This is a genomic window from Paenibacillus methanolicus (assembly GCF_008124765.1).
In the GTDB taxonomy this organism is placed as follows: Bacteria; Bacillota; Bacilli; order Paenibacillales; family Paenibacillaceae; genus Paenibacillus_Z; species Paenibacillus_Z methanolicus.
Map to the genome: position 1 here is coordinate 16,513 of NZ_VNHS01000013.1, position 20,025 is coordinate 36,537.

The window sequence follows — 20,025 nt, forward strand, 5'->3', positions numbered from 1 at the left end:
CTGCTGACGATCGCGCTGCTATTCGGCGCGTTCAGCCAATACGCGCTGGTGGGACACGAGCCGGGATTATCGGTTCCGCTAATAGTCTTGGCCTTATACGCCATCTTCTACTACGCTATGAAAGGCAGAATCGGCGGGCTGGATCAGTGGCGGGGACAATGCCGCTCCGGCTGGCTGCTGTTCATCCCGATCGCGATGCTCTCCGCAAGCTACGCCCTGTTCTCGAACGAGTTGTTCCGCGCATTGAACGCATTGTTAATTCCGGCCATGCTGCTCGCGCAGGCGACGCAATTGACCCGCGCGAGCAGCAAGCCGTGGTACCGCGCGGCGTTCTACGCCGATCTATTCCACATCAGTTTCATTCGCGCGATGGAACAAGGCGCGGTCCCGTTCCGGCTGATCCGCGAGCTGACGGCGCGGGGAGGACGGCGGGAGGAAGGGCGCGCAGCGGCAGGACAAGCGCTGCTCGGCTTGCTGCTCGCGGTTCCGGTACTGATCGTGTCGTGCTGCTGCTCGCGGCGGCGGATGGCGTCTTCCAAGCGTGGCTTGGCCGAATTCCCGCCTTGTTCGAAGGCGCGCAGCTGGGCGAAGCGGTCGTCCGGATCGTCGTCGCGCTCGTCGTCGCGCTGTACGTCTTCTGCTACTTCTGGGGGTTGTTATTCCCGGAGCAGGGGCCGAGTATGGCGAAGCGTCGAGACGGCGTTCCGGGCGAAGCCTACAAGGTCGACATGCGTCTGCACGCGGTGACCGGGTGCACGCTGCTTGGCAGCGTGGCCCTCGTCTACGTGCTGTTCGCCGCCGCTGACGGCCTGCTGCCGGAAGGGACGGCTTACGCCGCCTATGCGCGGCGCGGATTCGTGGAGCTGGTGCTTGTCGCGCTAATTAATTTGGGTTTACTGCTGCTTGGACTTCACGGCTTGAAGCGCGAGCCGGGCGCCCTCGAACATGCGCGCAGAACGCTGCTCGGCCTTATTGTCGGCTGCACGTTCGTCATGCTCGCTTCGGCGTATATACGATTGTCGCTATACGAGGAGGCTTACGGGTACACGGTCACGCGGCTGCTCGTGCACGGCTTCATGCTGTTCCTGGCGGCGCTGCTTGCCTTCGCGTTCGCGCGCATTTGGCGCGAGCATATCTCGCTTGCGAAAGCGTTCATCGGACTCGGACTGTTATCGTACGTCATCCTCAATTACGTGAACTTGGATGCGCGCATCGCAAGCCAGAATATCGCGCGCTACGAGCAAACCGGAGATATCGACATCGATTATTTGACGGGGCTGTCCATGGATGCGGGTCCTCAGCTGCGGAAGTTGCATGAGCGTCATCCGAAGCTGCGAGGCATCAAGCCGGCACTACAGCGGATGCAAGAGGAGGCTAGCGGGGAGAGGGGCTGGCAGTCGTGGGAAGCAGCGAATGAGGGGAAATTAGTCCGGTCGGCCCGCGAAACAAAGCAGCAAAGGCGGGGACCCTCTACGGTCCTCGCCTTTGTGTACGTTTAGCCATTCGCATGAAGGTAGCTGCTTAACTTTTACGCGGCTTGATCGGATAGCCCGGCACGCAGCTTGCGCTGCTCGAGCAGCCGATGGCCGCGATAATAGAACGGAACCGCTATGAAGGTAAGGAGCATGAGAATGCCAAATATAAGCGGTCCTTGCGAGAAGCCGAGCTTATGCAGCAGGAACCCGCCTAGCCAGGCGGTTGCGCTCTGGCCGAGAAAGGCCAGGCCGCTGGCCCCGAAATAGGCGCCTCGCTGATGCTCTGGGGCAATCTCGCCGACGATGACGTCGCCGTGAACGAAGCATAGAATCTCGCCGATCGTGAAGACGACCACCGCCAGCGCGAGCAGGGCAAAATGGTCGAACAGCCCGAAGCCGAAGACGCCGAGTCCGAACAAGACGCAGCCGACCTTGAGCGCCGTGATGGATGAGTACCGCTTCATTAACCGGCCAAGCGGATATTGCAGCACGAGCACCGATATCGCGTTCGCGAGGAACAGCTTTGGATACAGGTCGATCCGGTCGTGGCCCATGTACTGCGACAGCGTCGTATCCAGATGGCTGTAAGCGCCGGCGACGAACAGGTTGCCCATCAGAAAGCTCAGGAAGATTTTATCGGTGAAGACGACCTTGAAAATATGGCGGAACGGTACCGGTTCCGATCCGGCTTGCCCCGAGCGGGCCGGTCGGTACGTGCGGCGGACCATCGCGAGCGCGGCGGCGTAGAAAAGGAAAATGCAGCCGGCGATCGAGAACGGGGCGAACGAGGACGAACCGCCTGCGCCTAATTGGAGTCCGATGAGCGGACCGATCGCGGCGCCGATATTAATGACGAAATACCGGGCGTTGAACAGGGTGGACCGCTGTTCGGCGGGCGTCACGTCCACCAGCAAGGCGCGGGCGGTCGGCTCGAACACGTTGCGGAACAAGCCGTTGCAGGCGCTCAGCAGGAAGAAGGCGGCGACGGAATCGGCCAACGCGAAGCCCGCGAATACGAAGCTCCACAGCGTCATCGCCGCGATCATGACGGGGAAGCGGCCGAACCGGTCGGACAGCATGCCTCCGATAAAGCTGCTGCACGTCCCGGCGAACAGGCTGATGGCGAGAATCGCCCCGACGGTCGTCGGATCGATGCCTTTCGTCCGGCTCAAATAAATGCCGAGAAACGGAATCGCCATGAAAAAGCCGGTGCGGGACAAAAAGGTGCCGGCCAGGATAGCCCAAGCTACGGGATGAAACCGAGGGATAAACGGACGGGCTTGCATCGAGGTTGCCATAGGTGCGTCATCTACTTTCAATATGAAGTCTGCGCATGCTCGCGTTGGCACTAATTATACGCGCCGGCCCGCAGACAAAAAGGGTATAAAACGACTTTAGCCGTTCCCCTTTTCAGGATTGTGCCATCCGGGTATGATGGATGACGGTGACGAAGGGAGATCCGCTTCCATGCGCCGAGTGCGACAGGCCATGCAGAGCGGATTTAACGGGAGGAGTACATTCAGACGATGAAACGAACGATCATCATCGGCGCGCTCGCGCCGCTTGCCGTTCCGGCGTTCGTCCATTTGACGCTCGAGGGCATCAGCCGGTACGTCAACGAGACGCCGCCGGCAATCGACGAGGCGAGTTTGGAGTTGGCGCCTGTCGAACTTTTGGATCATCATGAAGGCACGGTATCCATGTTCTGGTATAGCTTTGGCTTGACCGAATACGTCTCGCTCGGAACGGCGACCTTGGCCGTTTATATATTGGCGGTCGCGATCCGGATTTGGCTTCTGCGGCGAAGCGCGCGTAAGGATTAAAGGGGGGAGCAGGCAGAGCGGGGCGGAGATCCGTCAATATCGCGCTTCCGATCCAAGGGTGTCCGAGCGGAATCGTGGCCCCTCGGGCGAATGGTTATACGCGTCTGAGCCGAGATGGGAACAGTTGCTGACGCGGGAGATCGATCCGGCGGAAGGGAGCGGCATGCTGGCGAAACGGTTTCGTCCGGAACCGCTGCAGTAGAATCGAGGGTGTGCGGTAAAATCAAGGAGCAGCGCGAGATGCGCTGCTCCTTGTTTGCGTGCATTTGGCGCGCATTTAGATTTTGCTGGCCCATACGGCCACGCCGCGTTGATCCAGACCGGTTAGCGCGAGCGTTGGCTTGTTGCGATGCCAATCCCAGGCGGGCGTCAGCAAGCATGTCTCCACAATATTGCCATAGGAGATGGCGATCGCCGTCTCGCCCGTCTGCTCCCATTGCCCGACGATGGAGCAGCATTCGAACCGGCCGTCCGCGAACAACGTCATCGGGACCGAATTCAGCACGGCTTGGGGGACGAGCGGCGTCAGCTTGATGCGCTCGTATTCCCCGGCGATCGACGCCCGGTCGATCGGTTGGATCTTCTCCCCGGCATAGCGCTGCGGGTTCAGAAGCGGCCAGTCGTCCGGCGTCCAGAGGATGCGGTGCACGTGCATCGTCGCGATTTGCGGGCCGCTAAAATCGTGCTCGCGAATATGGCACGCCAAGTACCATGCATTATCTTCGTCGCGCAAGACCGAATTGTGGCCGGGGCCCATGTATCCCTGGCCGTCGCCGAAGCGGTAGCCGCCCGCGATCATAAGTCCGATCTCATTGCGGTCGTCGTCCACGACGTTCATATCCCGTCCGTTCGGGTCGAGGTAAGGTCCGAGCAGCCCGCGGCTTCGGCCGACTCTGATGTTGTAATCGCTCTTCAGCGAGCCGTACGACACGAATAGATAGTAGTAGCCGGTATCCGGATTGAAGCGGATATACGGCCCCTCGATCGCGCCGTCCGCCCACTTCGGCCGCCGCGCGATGCAGACGCCGATGCCTTCCTCGGCCGCGAGTCCGGTCTCCTTGTCGAGCTTGATGATATGCATGCCGCCCCAGAAGGAGCCGTAGGCCATATAATGATCGCCCGTCTCTTCTTCGACGACGAGATTGGCGTCGATGGCATTAACAGGGGACGCGTGGCTCGTCTTAAGCACGATGCCGCGCGGCTCGAACGGACCTTCCGCGTTGTCCGCGACCGCCAGGAAAATGGCGGACTGTCTAACGCCCCAGGTGGAGTTCGAGCAGTAAAGCCGGTATTCGTCGCCGACCTTGATGATATCCGGCGCCCAAATGCCGGTATCACCGACCCAATCCGACGATTCCTTCGGCGGCTGTTCCACCATTTTGCCGATCGTCTCCCAGGTAATGAGATCGGCAGATCGTCTGGCGATCGCGCCGGTGCAATACGTATAGTACAACCCCGTTACCGGATCGCGGAAGAGCGCCGGATCGTGCGAGCCCCACAGACTGAACGGATCCGGCCTAGACGGCGGCTGCTGGCCGTCGACGAAAACGGGCTTAGGCGGCTGCGCAGGAGGGGCGGAAGGGTACTCGATGGTTGAGGTATTCAGGCCTGTCATGGATATCCTCCTTGAGAGTTGCGCGTGAACTTCATGCCGTATAAAAATCAAAGCGTTGGCATGCTGTATAATTATTTTATTGAAATATTAATATTTTTGCAATTATATTAATGTTATTGTTAACGTATATCGGGGTCTATTGTATTTTTTAACTTTCAAAGTATATGTTTACAGGTTAAATATAAGGTGTTAGGATGGGATTAACTACCCAGATAAAATCTCGCAAAGGGGTTAAATAAGAGGAGGCGTGTTTATGCATATTCAACGACTGCCTTGGGCTGGAATTCGAATGACGACTGATCATGCGGCGATTGTAATCGATCCGGTCACCCGAATACCCGAACGGTTCGGCGGCGCGCGCGAACCGATGCATCCGCTGCGTACTTACGGCGAAGCGGACGCCGTCTTGGTTACGCATTTGCATGAGGATCATTTCGACCCCGATGCGATTGTCGAGGCTTATGGCGCGGACATTCCGGTCTATGTGCCGTCGGAGATGGCGGAAGCCGCGCGCGCGAAAGGATTGACGAACGTCATCGGCGCTCGCGTCGGCGAATCCTTCGAGCTTGGGAGCGGCGTGAAGGCTACCGCGCTTCCATCCGTCGACGGGGTGGGAGACGTGCAGGTGGCGTGGACGGTGGAAGCAGGGGAACGGCGGGCGATCCATTGCGGCGATACGCTATGGCACGGGTATTGGTGGGCGATGGCCGGCAAATACGGACCGTTCGACGCGGCCTTCCTGCCGGTGAACGGAGCCGTCCTCCAGCTGCCGGGACGTCTGCCCAGCGGTCAGCCGATCTGCTTGACGCCTGAGCAAGCGGTGTCGGCCGCCGCGATTCTAGGCGTGGGGGTGCTGGTGCCGATCCACTATGGAACCGTGCACTACCCGCCCGTTTATATCGAGACGCCGGATATCGCGGCAAGGCTTGCGGCGGCATCGGAGGGCAAGGTCAACGTGCGGATGCTAATGGTCGGAGAGTCGATCGCGCTGGGCTAAACGGGACGTATTTGACAGTTGGTTACTGTTGACGACAATACGTCAACCTTCATGGTTCGATGATATCGATCAAGGCCAGCGAACGAGAGGGCGGAACATCGGCTGCGTGCCGGTTTCCGCCCTCTTTGGCATGTCACGGTTTGCGTCCCGCCCACTTGGCCGCCCAACGGTCCATCGCCTTGAGCGCCTCGTTGAAATCCATCCCTTTCTCGGTCAGCGAATATTCCACGGTTACGGGTACGGTCGGGATGACCTCGCGATGGACGATGCCCGTATGCTCCAAATGCCGCAGCGCGTCGGTCAGCGACTGCGTCTTGACCACTTTCACGTCCCGCTGCAGCTGCTTGAATCGTTTCGGTCCTTTGCACAGCTCGGCAATGATCAGGAACGACCACTTGGCGCCCAGAATTTGCAGCACCTCGCAAATATTCGATAAATCCTCTTCCTCATGCCGAAGTTGCTCGCTCATTGGTTCACCCGCTTACGATTAGTTAGTTGATCAATACGAACGGACTATGTCCAACTGTTTTGCCTTCTTACAATAAGTTATTAACTTAATTATAATGACTGACAAGAGGGAAAACACATGTCGAAGGAGATGGAAAGCGTGAATCGGACATTGATCATCATGCTGGCGCTCGGGGGCTTCTTGGCCGGCTCCGCCGAGCTGGTCGTATCTGGTATTTTACAGGTTATCGCGGCGGATTTAAACCTATCGGTCGCCCTTGCGGGACAGCTCGTCACCGCGTATTCGATCGCGTTCGCGGTCGGTACGCCGTTAATTATCGCGTTCACGAGGAAGCGGGCACGCAAAGACGTGCTGGTCGGCTCGCTCATCCTATTCGCGCTTGGAAGCGCGGTGGCGTTCTTCAGCACGGGCTTCGAAGTTCTGATCTTCTCCCGAATTGTCCTTGGCATCGGCGCCGGATTGTACAGCGTGGTCGCGCTCAGTTCGATCGCGAAGCTCGTGCCTCCGGGCAAAATCGGCAGCGCGGTCGGCATGATCGCCCTCGGCTTCAGCCTCGCGATGGCGCTCGGGGTGCCGATTGGCGTCGCGGTCGCGGAATGGTGGAGCTGGCGCGGCATATTCGCCTTACTGGCGGTGCTCAGCTTGCTCGTCGCGGTGGCGCTTGCGAAGCTAATGCCGAATATCGCCGGAGGGTCGAGCGTCCCTTTCGTTCAACAGGCGCGGGTGCTGCGCAATCCCGTCATTCTGGCCGGCATCGGGGCGGCGTTGTTCAACAGCATGAGTCATTCGGTCATCCTGACGTATTTGGCGCCTTATTTGCAGACGATATACGAGGTCGGCACGGGTGGCGTAGGGGTTATCATGCTCGCATTGGGCTTGATCGGCATCTTCGGCTCGCGTCTGGGCGGCAGCGGGGTCGATCGCTTCGGCGCGGGAAGAATGCTCGTATTCAGCCTGGCGGCAGGCGTCATTACGCTGGCGTTGACGCCGCTGTTGTCGGCCACGCTTGCCGGCGGTCTTGCGATGATCATCCTCTGGATGGGTTCGGTGTTCATGTCGGCTCCGGCGCTTAATGCCTACCTGATCCGGCAATCCGGCGACGCCGCCGACCTCGTGCTCGGACTGAATACGCCGATCATTCACCTTGGCCTGGCGCTCGGGGCGGCGTCGGGCGGCGTCCTGTCGGAAGCTTCGGAGACGGTGTTGTACCATCCTTGGCTGGGCAGCGTGACCGTGGCAGTCGGCGTCGCGGCGGCCGTCTGGTCCAACAGCGCGGCGAGGCGCAGAGGGCAGGCGGCAAAGCCGGTCGCTTAAATCGGCTTGATCTCGGCGATATGCGCGCCTATACGAAGCCAAAGTGACAAAAATGTCACCTCCCCGACTGATGCCGCGATGGATAGCTCTCCCAATCCGGTCTATAGTAAGGACAGGAAAGGGAGGTTGAGAACGTGCAAGCCGTTATTCAAACGAAACAATTATCGAAGCATTACGGAAAGACTCCCGTGCTGAACAATATCGATCTTACCGTGAACCAAGGGGAGTTTACCGCGATTATGGGGCCGTCCGGCTCTGGCAAATCGACGCTGATGAACGTGCTTTCGACGATCGACCGACTGTCGGGCGGCGATGTTTGGCTGAAAGGGCAGTCGCTGCTGGCGCTGAACAAACGAGCGTTGCGCGAATTCCGCCAATCGCATATGGGGTTCATTTTCCAAGACTACAACCTGCTCGACACGCTGAGCGTGAAGGAGAACATCCTGCTGCCGCTGTCGCTGCGAAAGGTTAAGTCGCCGGAGATGGAAGCCCGCTTGAAGGTGATCGCGGGGGCGCTCGGCATCGAGGGCATCTTGGACAAATACCCGAGCGAAATCTCGGGCGGCCAGAAGCAGCGGGCGGCGTCGGCGCGCGCGATTATTACCGAGCCGTCGATCGTGTTTGCCGACGAGCCTACGGGCGCGCTCGACTCGCGCTCGGCGACGGGACTGCTGGAGCAGCTCGTTCATTTGAACGAAACGTTCGGCACGACGATTCTGATGGTGACGCACGATCCGTACGCGGCGAGCTATTGCGGCAGGGTCATTTTCCTGCGGGACGGCGGCATCGTCAGCGAGCTGTATGCGGGCGACCAGGGGCAAAAGGCGTTCTACGACCGGATTCTCGACACGCAGAGTCTGCTCGGAGGAGGCAAGCGATGAGCCTGCTCGATCTGACGCTGCGCAACGTGCAGCGGAACTTTCGCCTCTATACGATCTATCTGGTCTCGATGATCATCGGCGTCGTCATTCATTTCACCTTCTCGTCGCTCATGTTCAACGAGGATATTCTTGGCGCGCTGGAGAACCGGGACAATTTCCGCCTAGGCGTGTCGGTTGCGTCCGTGGTCGTATTCCTATTCATCATTTTCTTCATCCTGTATGCCAATTCGTTCTTCATGCGGCAGCGCAAAAAGGAGTTCGGCACGTACCTGCTCTTCGGCATGCGCGAAGGGCAAATTACGCGGATGGTGTTCTACGAGACGCTGGCGCTCGGCGCGGTGTCGCTCGTGTGCGGCATTCTGCTCGGCGGTCTGCTCTCGAAGCTGTTCGGCATGCTGCTCATGAAACTGATGCAATACGACAGCGTCATCTCGCTGTCCTTCCCGATCGAGGCGATCGGCACTACGGTGGCCGTGCTGTTGGCGCTGGCGGTCATCGTCACGCTGCAGAGCCATTTCGTCATCCGCCGCGTACAGCTCATCGAGCTGTTCCGCGCGAAGGAGCGGATGGAGAAGCCGATCCGTGCCAATCGCTGGCTGGCGCTGCTCGCGGTTATCCTAATTGCGGCGGCGTTCATCGTCATCGGCGGCGGGGCAACCTCGGTCATGTGGCAGGATTATCCGCTGCCGAGCATGCTTATCATCACGGTCGGCATGATCGGCGGCACGTTCTTATTTTTCCGCCAGTTCACGGGCTGGTTGCTGCAATTCATAAGCAACAGGCGCCGCTACTTCGAAGGCGGCACGATGCTGTGGACGTCCGCGCTGCGGTTCCAGGTGCGCGGCAATACGCTAAACCTGACGTTCATCACGCTGTTCGGCACGTTGATCATGCTGCTCACTTGTTTCGTGACGATCAACTACAAGGTGCAGTTCGACGCCGTCGGCATGAACTTGCCCAACGATATCGCCTATGAGGCGAAGGATCCGGCCGTCCGGGCGGAAGCGGAAGCTATCATAAACGAATCCGCGCACGGAATTACGTGGCAGCGATCGCTAGAGGCGCTGGCGGCGGAGCCGAGCACGCCGCTCGACGAAACGTTCGAGAATCCCGAGTATTTCTTTCCGCAGGTGCTGCTGATTGCCCAGCAAGCGTACAACGACATCGTGGAACTGCGCGGCGACGACCAGACGGTCGAGCTCCATGGCGACGAAGCGGTGTCGCTCTCGCAGGGGACGGACTTCGCGACGACGTTCGGAGCGGGCGACGCCAGGCGGCTGGAGCTTGCGCTGGGCTCGGGCACGATCGCGTTCAACGTCATCGAGAAGAAGGACTACGCGCTGCTCGGCTGGGCCAGCGATCCGGTGCTCTCCATGGTGAAAAAGCCGCCCGTTCTCGTCGTAGCCGATGAGACCTATGCTTCCTTAAGGGTAGACGCGGCGCGACGTACGTACGAGATCTACGAGATCGAAGATGAGAAGAACGCCGAAGCGCTGTCGAAGGAGCTGCACGCGCTGGTCACGAAGCAGCCGGAGGCGTATTACTCCGCCTTCGCGGACGTCTACTCGAAGCAGATCGAGAGCTCCGCCTTGCTGCTGTTCGCAAGCGCCTTCCTCGCGGTCATCGCCGTCTTCGCGCTGGCGAGCGTCATCTACTTCAAGCAGCTGCGCGAGGCGACGGAAGCGCGCGGGCCATATGCGATTTTGCGCAAAATCGGGGTACGGGAGGATCATATCCGCAGGGCGGTTCGCAAGCAGCAGCTGTTCGTATTCGGGCCCCCGCTCGTGCTCGGCATCGGATTCAGCTGGTTCATTATCAAGGCTTACATCTTGGATGCGGTGCAGGACTTCCCGGGGCTGACGAGCGCGGTGTGGGCGATCATGGGCGGGTATTTCATCCTCTACTTCGTTTTCTACCTGTCGTCGGTCAATTTGTATTACCGGTTGGCGAGCGCGCGGGGATAGGCATATATACGCAAAAGCGAACGAAAAACCGCAAGCGGACGGCGAAAGCGCCGGGCTTGCGGTTTTTTTGGGCGATTAATCGCGGTCCTCGCGCGAACGATCGCCGCGCCGCATCATCCAATGCGGATCGTGATGCTTCGGAAAATGGATCACCATCTCGGTGTAGGCGCCGGCTACCGACGAGCACGTCATGTAATGGCCGAGCCGATTGGACAGCTCCTGCGCGAGATACAGTCCCATGCCGGTCGATTTCGCCTGCGCCTGCCGTCCGTTCGTCCCCGTGAAGCCGCGGTTGAACACCCGCGGCATGTCTTTCGCTTCGATGCCGATGCCATTATCCCGGATGACGAGCTGTTTCTCCTGTGCGAAGGCGCGGGTCGAGACGACGATCTCTCCGTGCTCGCCCGTGTATTTCAAGCTGTTCGTGATGACCTGGTCCGCGATGAACTGCAGCCACTTGGGGTCGGATTGGACGGTCAAGCGGGGTTCCATCCGGAACTCGATCCGGATTTTGCGCGAGATGAACGTCTTCGCATGACGCCTCACGATTCCTTTCATGAACGGCTCCAATTCCACCGCGCCGATCTCGTAATCCTGGCTGAAGCTGTCGAGTTTCGCGTAATAGAGCGCCTGATCGACATAATGCTCGATGCGGGTCAATTCTTCTTCCAGGCTCGCCGGGTCGATCCGCGTCTGCTGCATGAGCCGAAGGACGGAGATCGGCGTCTTGATCTCGTGGAACCACGAGACGACGAAATGATAGTGTTCGAGCTGCTGCGCCTTCGCTTCGTTGAGCGCCAGAATGTGCCTTCGCTCCATCTGCTCCATCGCCTCGCGATAGGCGGCGGCCTCCATCGAGAGCGGACGCGTCTCCTCTTCGTCCATACGACGGATCGCGCTTGCGCTTTGGGCATACCGGTACAGCGTGTAGCCGGCGGCGATGAGCAGGGCGAGCGCGCAGGCATATAACACCGTGCTCCACCGCCACGAGACGCTGGGATCTGTCATGAATACGAGCGCTACGACGGCGACTACCGAGAGCAGGACCAGTAGGTGAGGACGCTCATAAGAGAGGAACCGCCAAAATTTCATTCGACGATATACCCCATTCCTTTGCGCGTCGAAATAAAGTCGTCCAATCCGAGCGAGGCGATCTTGCGCCGGAGCCGATTGACGTTGACGGTTAGCGTATTGTCGTCGACGAACTGCTCGTCGTTCCAGAGCGCTTGCATCAGCTCGTCGCGCGAGATGATTTTGCCGATATTGCGCATGAACGTCTGCAGCACGATGAATTCGTTGCGGGACAGCTCGGCGGACTGCGCGCCCGCGGCAATCGACGAATTGGACAGGTTGAACGTGAGCCCGCCGTGCGCCAGCTGCAGCTGCTCGTCCTGGTACGTGTAATTGCGGCGCAGCAGCGCGTTCACCTTGGCGACGAGCACGCCAAGATCGAACGGCTTCTGCACGAAATCGTCCCCGCCCATGTTGATCGCCATGATGACGTCCATGTTCTGATCCCGCGAGGAAAGGAACAGGATCGGCACCTTCGAAGCGGCGCGTATGCGCTGGCACCAGTAGTACCCGTCGAATACCGGCAGGTTGATGTCGAGGATGACCAAGTGCGGCTGGGCTTGTTCGAATTCCTCCAGCACGCGGTCGAAGCGGACCGCCTCGGTCACCTGCATTTGCCATTTGCGCAGCGTGTCGGCCACGATCGCGCGGATCTTGTCGTCGTCTTCGACAAGCAGAATGTGAAACAAGGAAGAGGCCTCCTATCGGAAAAAGGTCGTGCATTCAGTATAGCATTTCGGAGCGGGCAGGGGTTGGCGTTAATTCCCGTAAATATCCATAGAAAATATTGACAGCCAGACGGTGATTTGTTAGTTTTAAATTGTTATTGAAAACTCGCGGATGATTTTAAATAAACACTTAATATCGTGAAAGGGAGTGGATCGTCATTCAACCCATCACCGAGCAGCTGCGTCTGCTGGAGTTCGGCTATAGCGAGCCGCTGGAGTTCATTGCCGCGCTGTCGATGGCGGCCAAGAAAGATTTCATGATGGAGTTCGGGCGCGAGATGGGCATCGCGTTGGACGAAGAAGCCACGGCGATGTTGGAAGGGATGATCGGCCGGCTATCGCGGCACGTGAAGCGGGAGATGCATTTGCTCTTCGGTCAAAGCACGCTGTACGACCGGCTCGACGCCGGGCTGTATCATGTCTTCTTCGGCAGCGAGGAGACGGCGAGCACGCGGGACTGGCTCGATCGGTACAGCAGCTGGAACGCGCTTGATCTGGTGTATATGCTGCTTGAAGCGGTGTACGAAAGCGCGGGCATCGACTGGCTGGAAGGACATGCCGCATCCGCGGTCAGAACGGATGCGCAGCTGCTGCCGCTGCTGGCCGCCGCGCATCCGCTGCCGGACGCGGAGCTGCACGCCGAACTGCTCGATTGCGCGAGGTACCCGGAGGAATTCAAACAGCGCACCGTTCTGCTGCTGGATTCGTTCTGGACGCATGCGTTCCTGCCGGAACGGGAGAGGCTGGCGGCGATCGGCGCGGAAGGAGCAAGGAAGTACGAGGCGCTGTTCGCGGAGGAGCCCGAGAACGCTTTCGCCAGGGTCGCCCGAATCGATCCGATGCTCGTGACGAAACGGACGCGGGTGCACGTCAGCTATATTTCGCAGGTGTGCATGTTTTTCAACGCCGCCGAATGGAACGAGGACGCGTGCAGCTGGATGTCGCTTGGCTACTTTAACGACGCGTTGGAACGCAGGCAAGCGGATAAAGACATGACCGAGAAGTTTCTGAAGGTTATCGCGGACAAACGCAGGCTCGACCTGCTGGAGCTGCTCAAATCGCGCAATCATTACGCCGGCGAGTTGGCGCAGTTAATGGCGCTGACGCCCGCCGCCATTAATTATCATACGAATTTGCTGATCGATCTCGGACTGATCCGGATCACGAAGGCGGACGGCCGCATCTATTACGAGCTCGACGCCGAGAAGCTATCTTCGCTGATGGACCAGGCCAAGCGGACGTTATTGAACTAAGGAGGAGGGGGAACGAAGTGAGCCATTACGTGTTCGAGGCGCAGGAGATCAGCCAGCTCTATAAGAAAGGCAAGACCAGCAAGCTGGCTAACGACAACATATCGCTGGGCATCGAGCGGGGCGAAATTCTCGGGGTGCTCGGTCCGAACGGGGCGGGCAAATCGACGCTTATCAAGCAGCTCGTCGGCCAGCTCAAACCGACGTCGGGCCGCGTGCTGTACGAGGGCGGGGAAGTGTACGCCCAATCGCGCAGAGTCGCTTCGGAGGTCGCTTATTTCTCGCAGGACCCGCACGTTCTCTCGGATTTGCTCGTCATGGAGGCGCTCGTCTTCACCGCTCGTCTTCGCGGGATGGATGCCCGCTCGGCGAAGCGCGAAGCGGAAGCGCTGCTCGGGCTGTTCGAGATGAGCGAGCTGGCCGGCAAGAAGCTAAGCCGGATCTCCGGCGGACAGAAGCGGATGGTTGGCATCGGGACGGCGCTCATCGGCCATTCGCCGGTGCTCATCTTGGACGAACCGACCAACGAGCTCGATCCGAAGAAGCGCCGTCTCGTGTGGAATTTGATCGAGGAGCATAACCGGCAGGGGGCGACGATTCTGCTCGTGACGCATAACGTGCTGGAGGCGGAGCAGGTCGTCGATCGGGTGGCGGTTATCAACCACGGGAAGCTGCTGGCGATGGATGCTGTCGCGAAGCTGAAGCAGCGGGTCGACCAGCGGCTCCGGTTCGAGATCGGCACCGCGATGGGCCAGCGGGAAGCGGCGGAGCGGGAATTGGCCGCTTGGGGCATCGTGCAGGAGGGCGGAGAGAACCGCATCCGGCTGCTCGTCGAGAAGCATCGGGCGGCCGCGCTGCTCGAGATGATTATCGCGCGGACGGACCTGCCGATCGAGGAATATTCCGTCCTTCCGCCAAGTCTGGAGGACGTCTACTTTCACATCGATCGGGAAGCGGAGAAAGGGGAGGTCGTGCATGAGAGGGTCGGTTAATTCCGCGCCGCAAGCCGCGATCGCGGTGCCTACGGGCTGGGGAAGATGGTGGACGGAGCTGTCGATTCTCGTGCGCATTCAATTCGCGACGATTCGCAACAGCTGGGTGTGGATTATCGTCATGGCGACGCTGATTCCGATGACGACGATCATCTTCATGCGCTTTTTCATTACCGATCCGTCTTACGAGAACATCGTGCAGATTTTGGCGGGGAATTTGCTGTTCGGCATCATCGTTATGGGGCTCAACGGTTTGGGGCAGGAAATTTCGTTTCAGAAGCATCAGGAGCATTTCACGTTCTACGCTTCGCTGCCGATTTCGAAAATCAACTTCGTGCTGGCCAACATGATCCGCGGCTTGATGAGCACGGTGCCGTCGTTCGTCATCCTCTTGTTCCTTGGCCAGTGGATGTTCGACGTAAGGCTGCACGTCACGCCCGCGCTTCCGCTCGTGGCGCTGTTGTGCCTGACGAGCGTCGTCGGCGTCGGGATCATACTCGGCTTCTGGTCGCCGAGCCATCAGTTGACGAACATTCTATGCCAAGCGCTCATGATGCTCATAACGTTCTTGTCGCCGGTCATGGTAACCGCCGACCAGCTGCCGACGGTGGTGCAGTGGATCTCGTACGCTCTGCCGACGACGTATGCGGCGGACGCGATGCGGCAGGTGCTGCTGCACGGCTGGACGACGGGCGTCATGCTCGATTGCCTCGTCATGCTCGCGTTCAGCGTGCTGTCGTTGTTCATCGTCGGCAAGCTGGTCAGCTGGCGGGTGAACCGGTAGCGCGACTGGCGGCGCGATAATAAGCAAAAGATCCCTGAACCGGCAGTGTTCAGGGATCTTTTGCTTATCTTATTCGTAGCTAATGTCGATCTTCTCCGCCGCTTGATTCCAGTCGACCTGCGCGCCGAGCTGCTCGCTAATGAAGCGAAGCGGCAGGTAGGAAGTGCCGCTGACGCTGAACGGCGGCGTCTGGAGTTGGACCGTCGCGCCGTTCAGCTGCGTGATGCCCGTTTTGTAGTTGATCGTGATGCGCAGCGGCTTGGCCGGATTGGCGCCGGTAAGCGTGACGATTTTGCCGGCGTCGTCCCAATCGAGCTTGGCGCCGAGCTTCTCGAAGACGGAGCGCAGCGGGACGAACGCCTGGCTGGCGCGCGTCACGACGCCGTTCGTCAGCTCGACCGCCTCGTCGTTCAGGATGACGGCGATCGGTTTCTGCACGGGGACGGGCAGTTCGTGGCTCATTTCGTAGTCGCCGTAGCCCAGTTCCGCGTTCTTGTTGAATCCCCAGCCCCAGAGCGAGCCGTCCTTCAGCTGGAAAATGAGATGCCGGCTAGCTTCCACCTTCTCTACGCCTGCGGCCAGTAGGTTGAACTTGGCGTTCGGCGCTAGTTTAACGCCTTCCACCGACGTCTCGTACAGCTTGCCGTCGTCGGTCAGCGCGACGAGTCTGCGATCGGCTGCATAAGCTTCCCGTACGCCTTGGAGGGCGCTAAGCATCACCGGCGATTGTTCGTAATAGACGACGCCGTCGGATTGGCCGGTGACCGTCTTGCCCCAGAACCATAATCGGCCGCTCTTGTCGATGGCGGCCGAGCCGCTGATCTTCGCGATATTCGAGAGGCCTCGGACCTGCGCGGGCTTCGCGTCTTTATGCCCCGTCTCGGGCACTTCCTCCGGGAGAGTCCACACGGTTCCGTCGCGCTTCAGCCCCGCGTTCCGCTCGATGTCCAGCATCCCGCTCCAGCCGGGAACCGGCGTGAAGCGCTCAAGCTCCGGCGTGCTACGGACGACCGATCCGTCCTTCTTCAGGAACAGAAGCACGCTCTCTCTTTCATAGTCAGTCGTCGCTTCCTGGTAGGCGACGATCTCTGTCACGTCCCCGATGCCTTCGATCTTCCTCGTCTTCGACGGCACGAGCGCATTCCGGCTCACGGGAACGGCGAAGACCGCGCCGCTGGCATCGGCGATCAGCGCCTCGTCTTCCCAGTAATGCAGTACCGAAGCGAGGCCTGCCGCGTCGGGTACCTGCTCGATCGTTACGCGGTTCGTCGCGCCATCCCGCTGCCAATGCCAGACCGTGTCGTCCTCCTTCACGACCAGCTGCGCGGCGAAGGCCTCCTTCACGTCGGTCAGCCCGTGAATTTGGGTCGGGACGGCTTGCTTGCCGCTCCATGCCCAATACGAGCCGTCTTTCTTAATAAGCGATGTAGGCGAAAAGTCCAGAATGCTCCCTTGGATCGCGGTCGCCGAAGCCGGGAACGCCAGCTGCAGCGATAGCACCGAAGCCGCTAGGAGCGCGGTAAACGATTTTTTCATTATGCGATTCCTCCTTGCGACATTAGTTTCATTACGGGTTATAGCTGATGCTGATTTGCTCTTCCTTCTGCTTCCATTCGACATTGGCCCCGAGCTGTTCGCTAATGAAGCGAAGCGGCAAATACGAGTAGCCGCTCAAGCTGAACGGTTCCGTCTGCGTCTGGACCGTCTTGCCGTCCAACGTCGTTACGCCGCTGCGGAAGTCGATCGTGATGCGCAGCGGGCTTGCGCCGTTCGTTCCATCGAGCTTGACGATCTTGGCCGAATTGTCCCAGTCTAGCTTGGCGCCAAGTTTCTCGAAGACGGAGCGCAGGGGTACGAACGCTTGGTTATTTCGCGTCACGACGCCGTTCGTCAGCGAGATCGTTTCGCCGTTTAATACGAGTTCGATCGGGGGTTGGAACGGTTCTGGAGTATTATCGTGCCATCCCCAGAGTGTGCCGTCGGTTTTCTGAAAATGCCTTCCTTCATCTCCCAGGTTGTCTACATGATCGGCGAGCAGGCTGAAAGAAGGATTGGATGACATTTTATCCGTTTCGATTGACGTCTCGTACAGCTTGCCGTTATTCGTCAGGACGATGAGCGACCTTCCCACAACATAGGCATCTCTCACGTCGTTGATCGTCGCAATGCGAACGGGCGCCTGCGCGTGGTACTGGGTGCCGTCGGAGAAACCGGTTGCGGTGCTGCCCCAATACCAAAGCCGCGACTCTCCGTCGATCGCCGTGAAGGCGGTAAGCTTCTTAATGTCGTTCAAGCCTTTCACCTGCTGCGGGGGCTGAACCGATTGCGACAGCTCGTCCGACAGCGCCCAGACGGTTCCGTCGTTCTGCAGCGCGAAGCGGCCTTCCAGCGCGACGATGCCGTCTAGGCCCGTGACGGGAGTGAATTCCGAACGGCCTTTCGTATGGCGCAGCACCGTTCCGTCCTTCTTTAGAAACAGCCATTGCTCGCGATCCTCGAGCTTCGGGTCGGACTCGTAGTAAGAGGAAAAAGCAATGATACTATCAATGTCGGAGAGCTTGACGGTTTCCGCGATGTTTCGAGCGTAATACCCTTCCCCCGGCGGAATGCGGTAGACCGCGCCGTCCGCGTCCACGGCAAACACGGTCTCGCCATAGGGTACGACGTCGGTCAGACCTTTCATGCCGGGCACCTGCACCGCGGTCGACTTGCCCGTCCGATAATCGACGGCCCAATGCCATACGGTATCGTCCTTCTTCACGGCGAAATGGCCAATCGACGCCTGGATGTCCTTGAGCGCCGTCACCTGCGTCGGCACGGAGCGTTCGAGCATGCCTTGCCTGCCCCATTCCCAGAGCGTGCCGTCTTTCTTCACGATGGTGCCGGTCCCGTATTGGGCGATCGTCCCGCTCACGGGTGCGGCGGCCGCGGGAGAGACGATTTGAAGCGCGGTAAGGGATGCGAGCAATACGGATACAATGCGGTCTTTCATACGGGAGCGATTCCTCCTTTGGTCATGGCGCTGCAAACAAACCAACCTTTAGACGTTTCGGAGATCGGGAAGGTTACGATTTGTAGGGAATATATGTAAAATTAATAATTTCTCATCGCGTCGTACTCATGGGCGTAAGGGGGAAGGCGAATATCGCCTACGTCCCGAACACGGAGTGAGATCGGTGGAATGCGGCATTTGCCGGGGCTAGCGCAATTTAATACCTCCATGCCGGTCTCGGTTCAGAGGCGAAATCGCGCGATATGCGATGACAGTCCTTCTCGCTGCAAAATCGCTATCTGCTTCGGTCCGAAAAGATCGAAGTGGGGGTAACGGTCGCGGCGGTGGATGTATGCGGGATTGAGCCCGTGCTGCCTGCACCAGTCGGACAGCCGCTCCAAGTCGGCGCAGCCCGCTTTGGTCACGGTCCGCATGTCCGGGAAGCGAATGTCCGTCCAATAATGGGTAAGGAACGCGATTTCGCCGCGTAGTACCGCCTCCTTCCACGCGTTCAATTCTACTCTCGTAATGCCAAGCGCCATGTCGGGTCCACCTTTCTCCCTTTACTTTACCACGGTGAACCGCGGTTTTCGAAGCGCTGCGGGAATCTCCGTTAGGCGAGTCGAAACCAGACTTGATCGAGTACCGTTATTCGCTCTATAATGATCGTAATCGAACGTGATGCGTAACTGGCGGAGCATGGGTAACCATGAGGGAGCGCATTAACGGTAATAGCCGTACGCCTGGGCAAAGGTAAGGGGAGCAGCGTTCCCTTGCCTTTTTTGTTGTTATCAACATCTACAGGAGATGAACAAAATGGCGGAAAAGACGTTGATTTTGAATGGAACGACGGTGGCTGACGGGATTAAGGCGAATCTTGCGGCGCGGGTTGCGGCCTTGAAGGAGAAGGGGATCGTGCCCTGCTTGGCGACGATTCTGGTCGGGGACGATCCTTCGTCGGCGACGTACGTGCGGATGAAAGGCAGCGCATGCAGCCGGCTTGGCATGGAGTCCCGCCGCATTCATCTGGGGGCGGAGACGACGACGGAGGAGCTGATCGCGGTAATCGACGGGTTGAACGGCGACGACGGCGTGCACGGCATCCTGCTCCAGCATCCGGTGCCGCATCAGATCGACGAGCGCGCGGCGTTCGAAGCGATCGCGATCGGGAAGGACGTGGACGGGGTGACGATGCTCGGTTTCGCGCAGAATGCGTTCGGCATGGCGGAATATCCATCTTGTACGCCGGCGGCGATCCTCGCGATCCTCGACTACTACCGCCTGCCGATGGAAGGCAAGCACGCCGTCGTCGTCGGACGCAGCCCGATCCTCGGCAAGCCGGTGTCGCTCATGCTGCTGAACCGCAACGCGACGGTGACGGTGTGCCACTCCAAGACCGAAGGATTGGCGGAGCTCGTCCGTCAGGGCGACATTGTCGTGGCGGCCGTCGGCAAGCCTGCCTTTATCCAAGGCGAGTGGGTCAAGGAGGGCGCCGTCGTGCTGGATGCCGGCTATAACGAAGGCAACATCGGCGACGTGGACTACGAGGCGTGTCTAGCCAAAGCGAGCGCCATCACGCCGGTGCCGGCGGGCGTCGGTCCCGTCACGATCGCGACGCTGCTCAAGCATACCGTGGCTGCCGCGGAAAGAAGGGTGTTTCAACCGTAGTA

General features: G+C 59.4%; 17 protein-coding genes, 1 pseudogene and 1 riboswitch. Of the genes and pseudogenes, 10 read left to right on the forward strand and 8 right to left on the reverse strand.

Going from position 1 to position 20,025, the window contains the following annotated elements; genetic code table 11:
• The first annotated feature begins 195 nt into the window (after positions 1-195).
• Positions 196-1,499: pseudogene (locus tag BCM02_RS36520) on the forward strand (DUF4153 domain-containing protein).
• Between the two features lie 29 nt (positions 1,500-1,528).
• Here BCM02_RS36520 and BCM02_RS29420 read toward each other — a convergent pair.
• Positions 1,529-2,773 carry an MDR family MFS transporter gene (locus BCM02_RS29420; protein WP_148932707.1) on the reverse strand — a complete coding sequence of 415 codons (1,245 nt, stop codon included), beginning with the start codon at positions 2,771-2,773 and terminating at the stop codon, positions 1,529-1,531.
• Between the two features lie 228 nt (positions 2,774-3,001).
• Here BCM02_RS29420 and BCM02_RS29425 point away from each other — a divergent pair, with 228 nt between their 5' ends.
• Positions 3,002-3,298: a hypothetical protein gene (locus tag BCM02_RS29425; RefSeq protein WP_148932708.1), complete on the forward strand. Its 297-nt coding sequence runs from the start codon at positions 3,002-3,004 to the stop codon at positions 3,296-3,298.
• A 277-nt stretch (positions 3,299-3,575) separates the two neighbouring features.
• Here BCM02_RS29425 and BCM02_RS29430 read toward each other — a convergent pair whose 3' ends face one another.
• A complete protein-coding gene (locus tag BCM02_RS29430) occupies positions 3,576-4,913 on the reverse strand; it encodes an arabinan endo-1,5-alpha-L-arabinosidase (RefSeq protein ID WP_148932709.1) in 1,338 nt (445 codons plus the stop codon).
• 253 nt (positions 4,914-5,166) lie between these two features.
• Between BCM02_RS29430 and BCM02_RS29435 the strand changes: the two genes are divergently transcribed.
• On the forward strand, positions 5,167-5,910 hold the full coding sequence (locus BCM02_RS29435; RefSeq protein ID WP_148932710.1) for an MBL fold metallo-hydrolase: 744 nt from the start codon (positions 5,167-5,169) through the stop codon (positions 5,908-5,910).
• A 133-nt stretch (positions 5,911-6,043) separates the two neighbouring features.
• Here BCM02_RS29435 and BCM02_RS29440 read toward each other — a convergent pair whose 3' ends face one another.
• The gene (locus BCM02_RS29440) at positions 6,044-6,379 is read right to left on the reverse strand and encodes a winged helix-turn-helix transcriptional regulator (RefSeq protein ID WP_148932711.1); all 336 of its coding nucleotides are present in this window, start codon (positions 6,377-6,379) and stop codon (positions 6,044-6,046) included.
• A gap of 138 nt (positions 6,380-6,517) precedes the next feature.
• Here BCM02_RS29440 and BCM02_RS29445 point away from each other — a divergent pair, with 138 nt between their 5' ends.
• From BCM02_RS29445 to BCM02_RS29455, 3 genes are all read left to right on the forward strand, one after another.
• On the forward strand, positions 6,518-7,693 hold the full coding sequence (locus BCM02_RS29445; RefSeq protein WP_187434474.1) for an MFS transporter: 1,176 nt from the start codon (positions 6,518-6,520) through the stop codon (positions 7,691-7,693).
• Between the two features lie 134 nt (positions 7,694-7,827).
• On the forward strand, positions 7,828-8,574 hold the full coding sequence (locus tag BCM02_RS29450) for an ABC transporter ATP-binding protein (protein ID WP_148932713.1): 747 nt from the start codon (positions 7,828-7,830) through the stop codon (positions 8,572-8,574).
• Positions 8,571-10,538 (forward strand): ABC transporter permease, encoded by a 1,968-nt coding sequence (locus BCM02_RS29455; protein WP_148932714.1) that lies wholly within the window; start codon positions 8,571-8,573, stop codon positions 10,536-10,538. Before BCM02_RS29450 ends, BCM02_RS29455 begins: the two co-directional genes overlap by 4 nt.
• A gap of 75 nt (positions 10,539-10,613) precedes the next feature.
• Here BCM02_RS29455 and BCM02_RS29460 read toward each other — a convergent pair whose 3' ends face one another.
• Positions 10,614-11,630 carry a sensor histidine kinase gene (locus BCM02_RS29460; protein ID WP_148932715.1) on the reverse strand — a complete coding sequence of 339 codons (1,017 nt, stop codon included), beginning with the start codon at positions 11,628-11,630 and terminating at the stop codon, positions 10,614-10,616.
• Positions 11,627-12,298 (reverse strand): response regulator transcription factor, encoded by a 672-nt coding sequence (locus tag BCM02_RS29465; protein ID WP_148932716.1) that lies wholly within the window; start codon positions 12,296-12,298, stop codon positions 11,627-11,629. Before BCM02_RS29465 ends, BCM02_RS29460 begins: the two co-directional genes overlap by 4 nt.
• 296 nt (positions 12,299-12,594) lie before the next feature.
• Between BCM02_RS29465 and BCM02_RS29470 the strand changes: the two genes are divergently transcribed.
• The 3 genes from BCM02_RS29470 to BCM02_RS29480 are packed head-to-tail and all read left to right on the forward strand — an operon-like array spanning position 12,595 to position 15,363.
• Positions 12,595-13,590 carry an ArsR/SmtB family transcription factor gene (locus tag BCM02_RS29470; RefSeq protein ID WP_187434475.1) on the forward strand — a complete coding sequence of 332 codons (996 nt, stop codon included), beginning with the start codon at positions 12,595-12,597 and terminating at the stop codon, positions 13,588-13,590.
• Between the two features lie 17 nt (positions 13,591-13,607).
• A complete protein-coding gene (locus BCM02_RS29475; RefSeq protein WP_148932718.1) occupies positions 13,608-14,579 on the forward strand; it encodes an ABC transporter ATP-binding protein in 972 nt (323 codons plus the stop codon).
• Positions 14,563-15,363: an ABC transporter permease gene (locus BCM02_RS29480; RefSeq protein WP_148932719.1), complete on the forward strand. Its 801-nt coding sequence runs from the start codon at positions 14,563-14,565 to the stop codon at positions 15,361-15,363. Before BCM02_RS29475 ends, BCM02_RS29480 begins: the two co-directional genes overlap by 17 nt.
• A 69-nt stretch (positions 15,364-15,432) precedes the next feature.
• On the opposite strand, the gene BCM02_RS29485 is transcribed toward BCM02_RS29480, so the two are convergent.
• The 3 genes from BCM02_RS29485 to BCM02_RS29495 form a co-directional block, all read right to left on the reverse strand.
• Positions 15,433-16,899, reverse strand: a complete 1,467-nt coding sequence (locus tag BCM02_RS29485; RefSeq protein ID WP_148932720.1) for a stalk domain-containing protein — start codon at positions 16,897-16,899, stop codon at positions 15,433-15,435.
• 31 nt (positions 16,900-16,930) lie between these two features.
• Positions 16,931-18,355 carry a stalk domain-containing protein gene (locus BCM02_RS29490; protein ID WP_148932721.1) on the reverse strand — a complete coding sequence of 475 codons (1,425 nt, stop codon included), beginning with the start codon at positions 18,353-18,355 and terminating at the stop codon, positions 16,931-16,933.
• Between the two features lie 242 nt (positions 18,356-18,597).
• Complete coding sequence (locus BCM02_RS29495) at positions 18,598-18,897, reverse strand: hypothetical protein (protein ID WP_148932722.1); 300 nt, start codon at positions 18,895-18,897, stop codon at positions 18,598-18,600.
• A 133-nt stretch (positions 18,898-19,030) separates the two neighbouring features.
• Positions 19,031-19,111: riboswitch (ZMP/ZTP riboswitch) on the forward strand.
• A gap of 60 nt (positions 19,112-19,171) precedes the next feature.
• On the opposite strand from BCM02_RS29495, the gene BCM02_RS29500 reads away from it, so the two are divergent.
• On the forward strand, positions 19,172-20,023 hold the full coding sequence (locus BCM02_RS29500; protein WP_148932723.1) for a bifunctional 5,10-methylenetetrahydrofolate dehydrogenase/5,10-methenyltetrahydrofolate cyclohydrolase: 852 nt from the start codon (positions 19,172-19,174) through the stop codon (positions 20,021-20,023).
• The last annotated feature ends 2 nt before the right edge of the window (positions 20,024-20,025 follow it).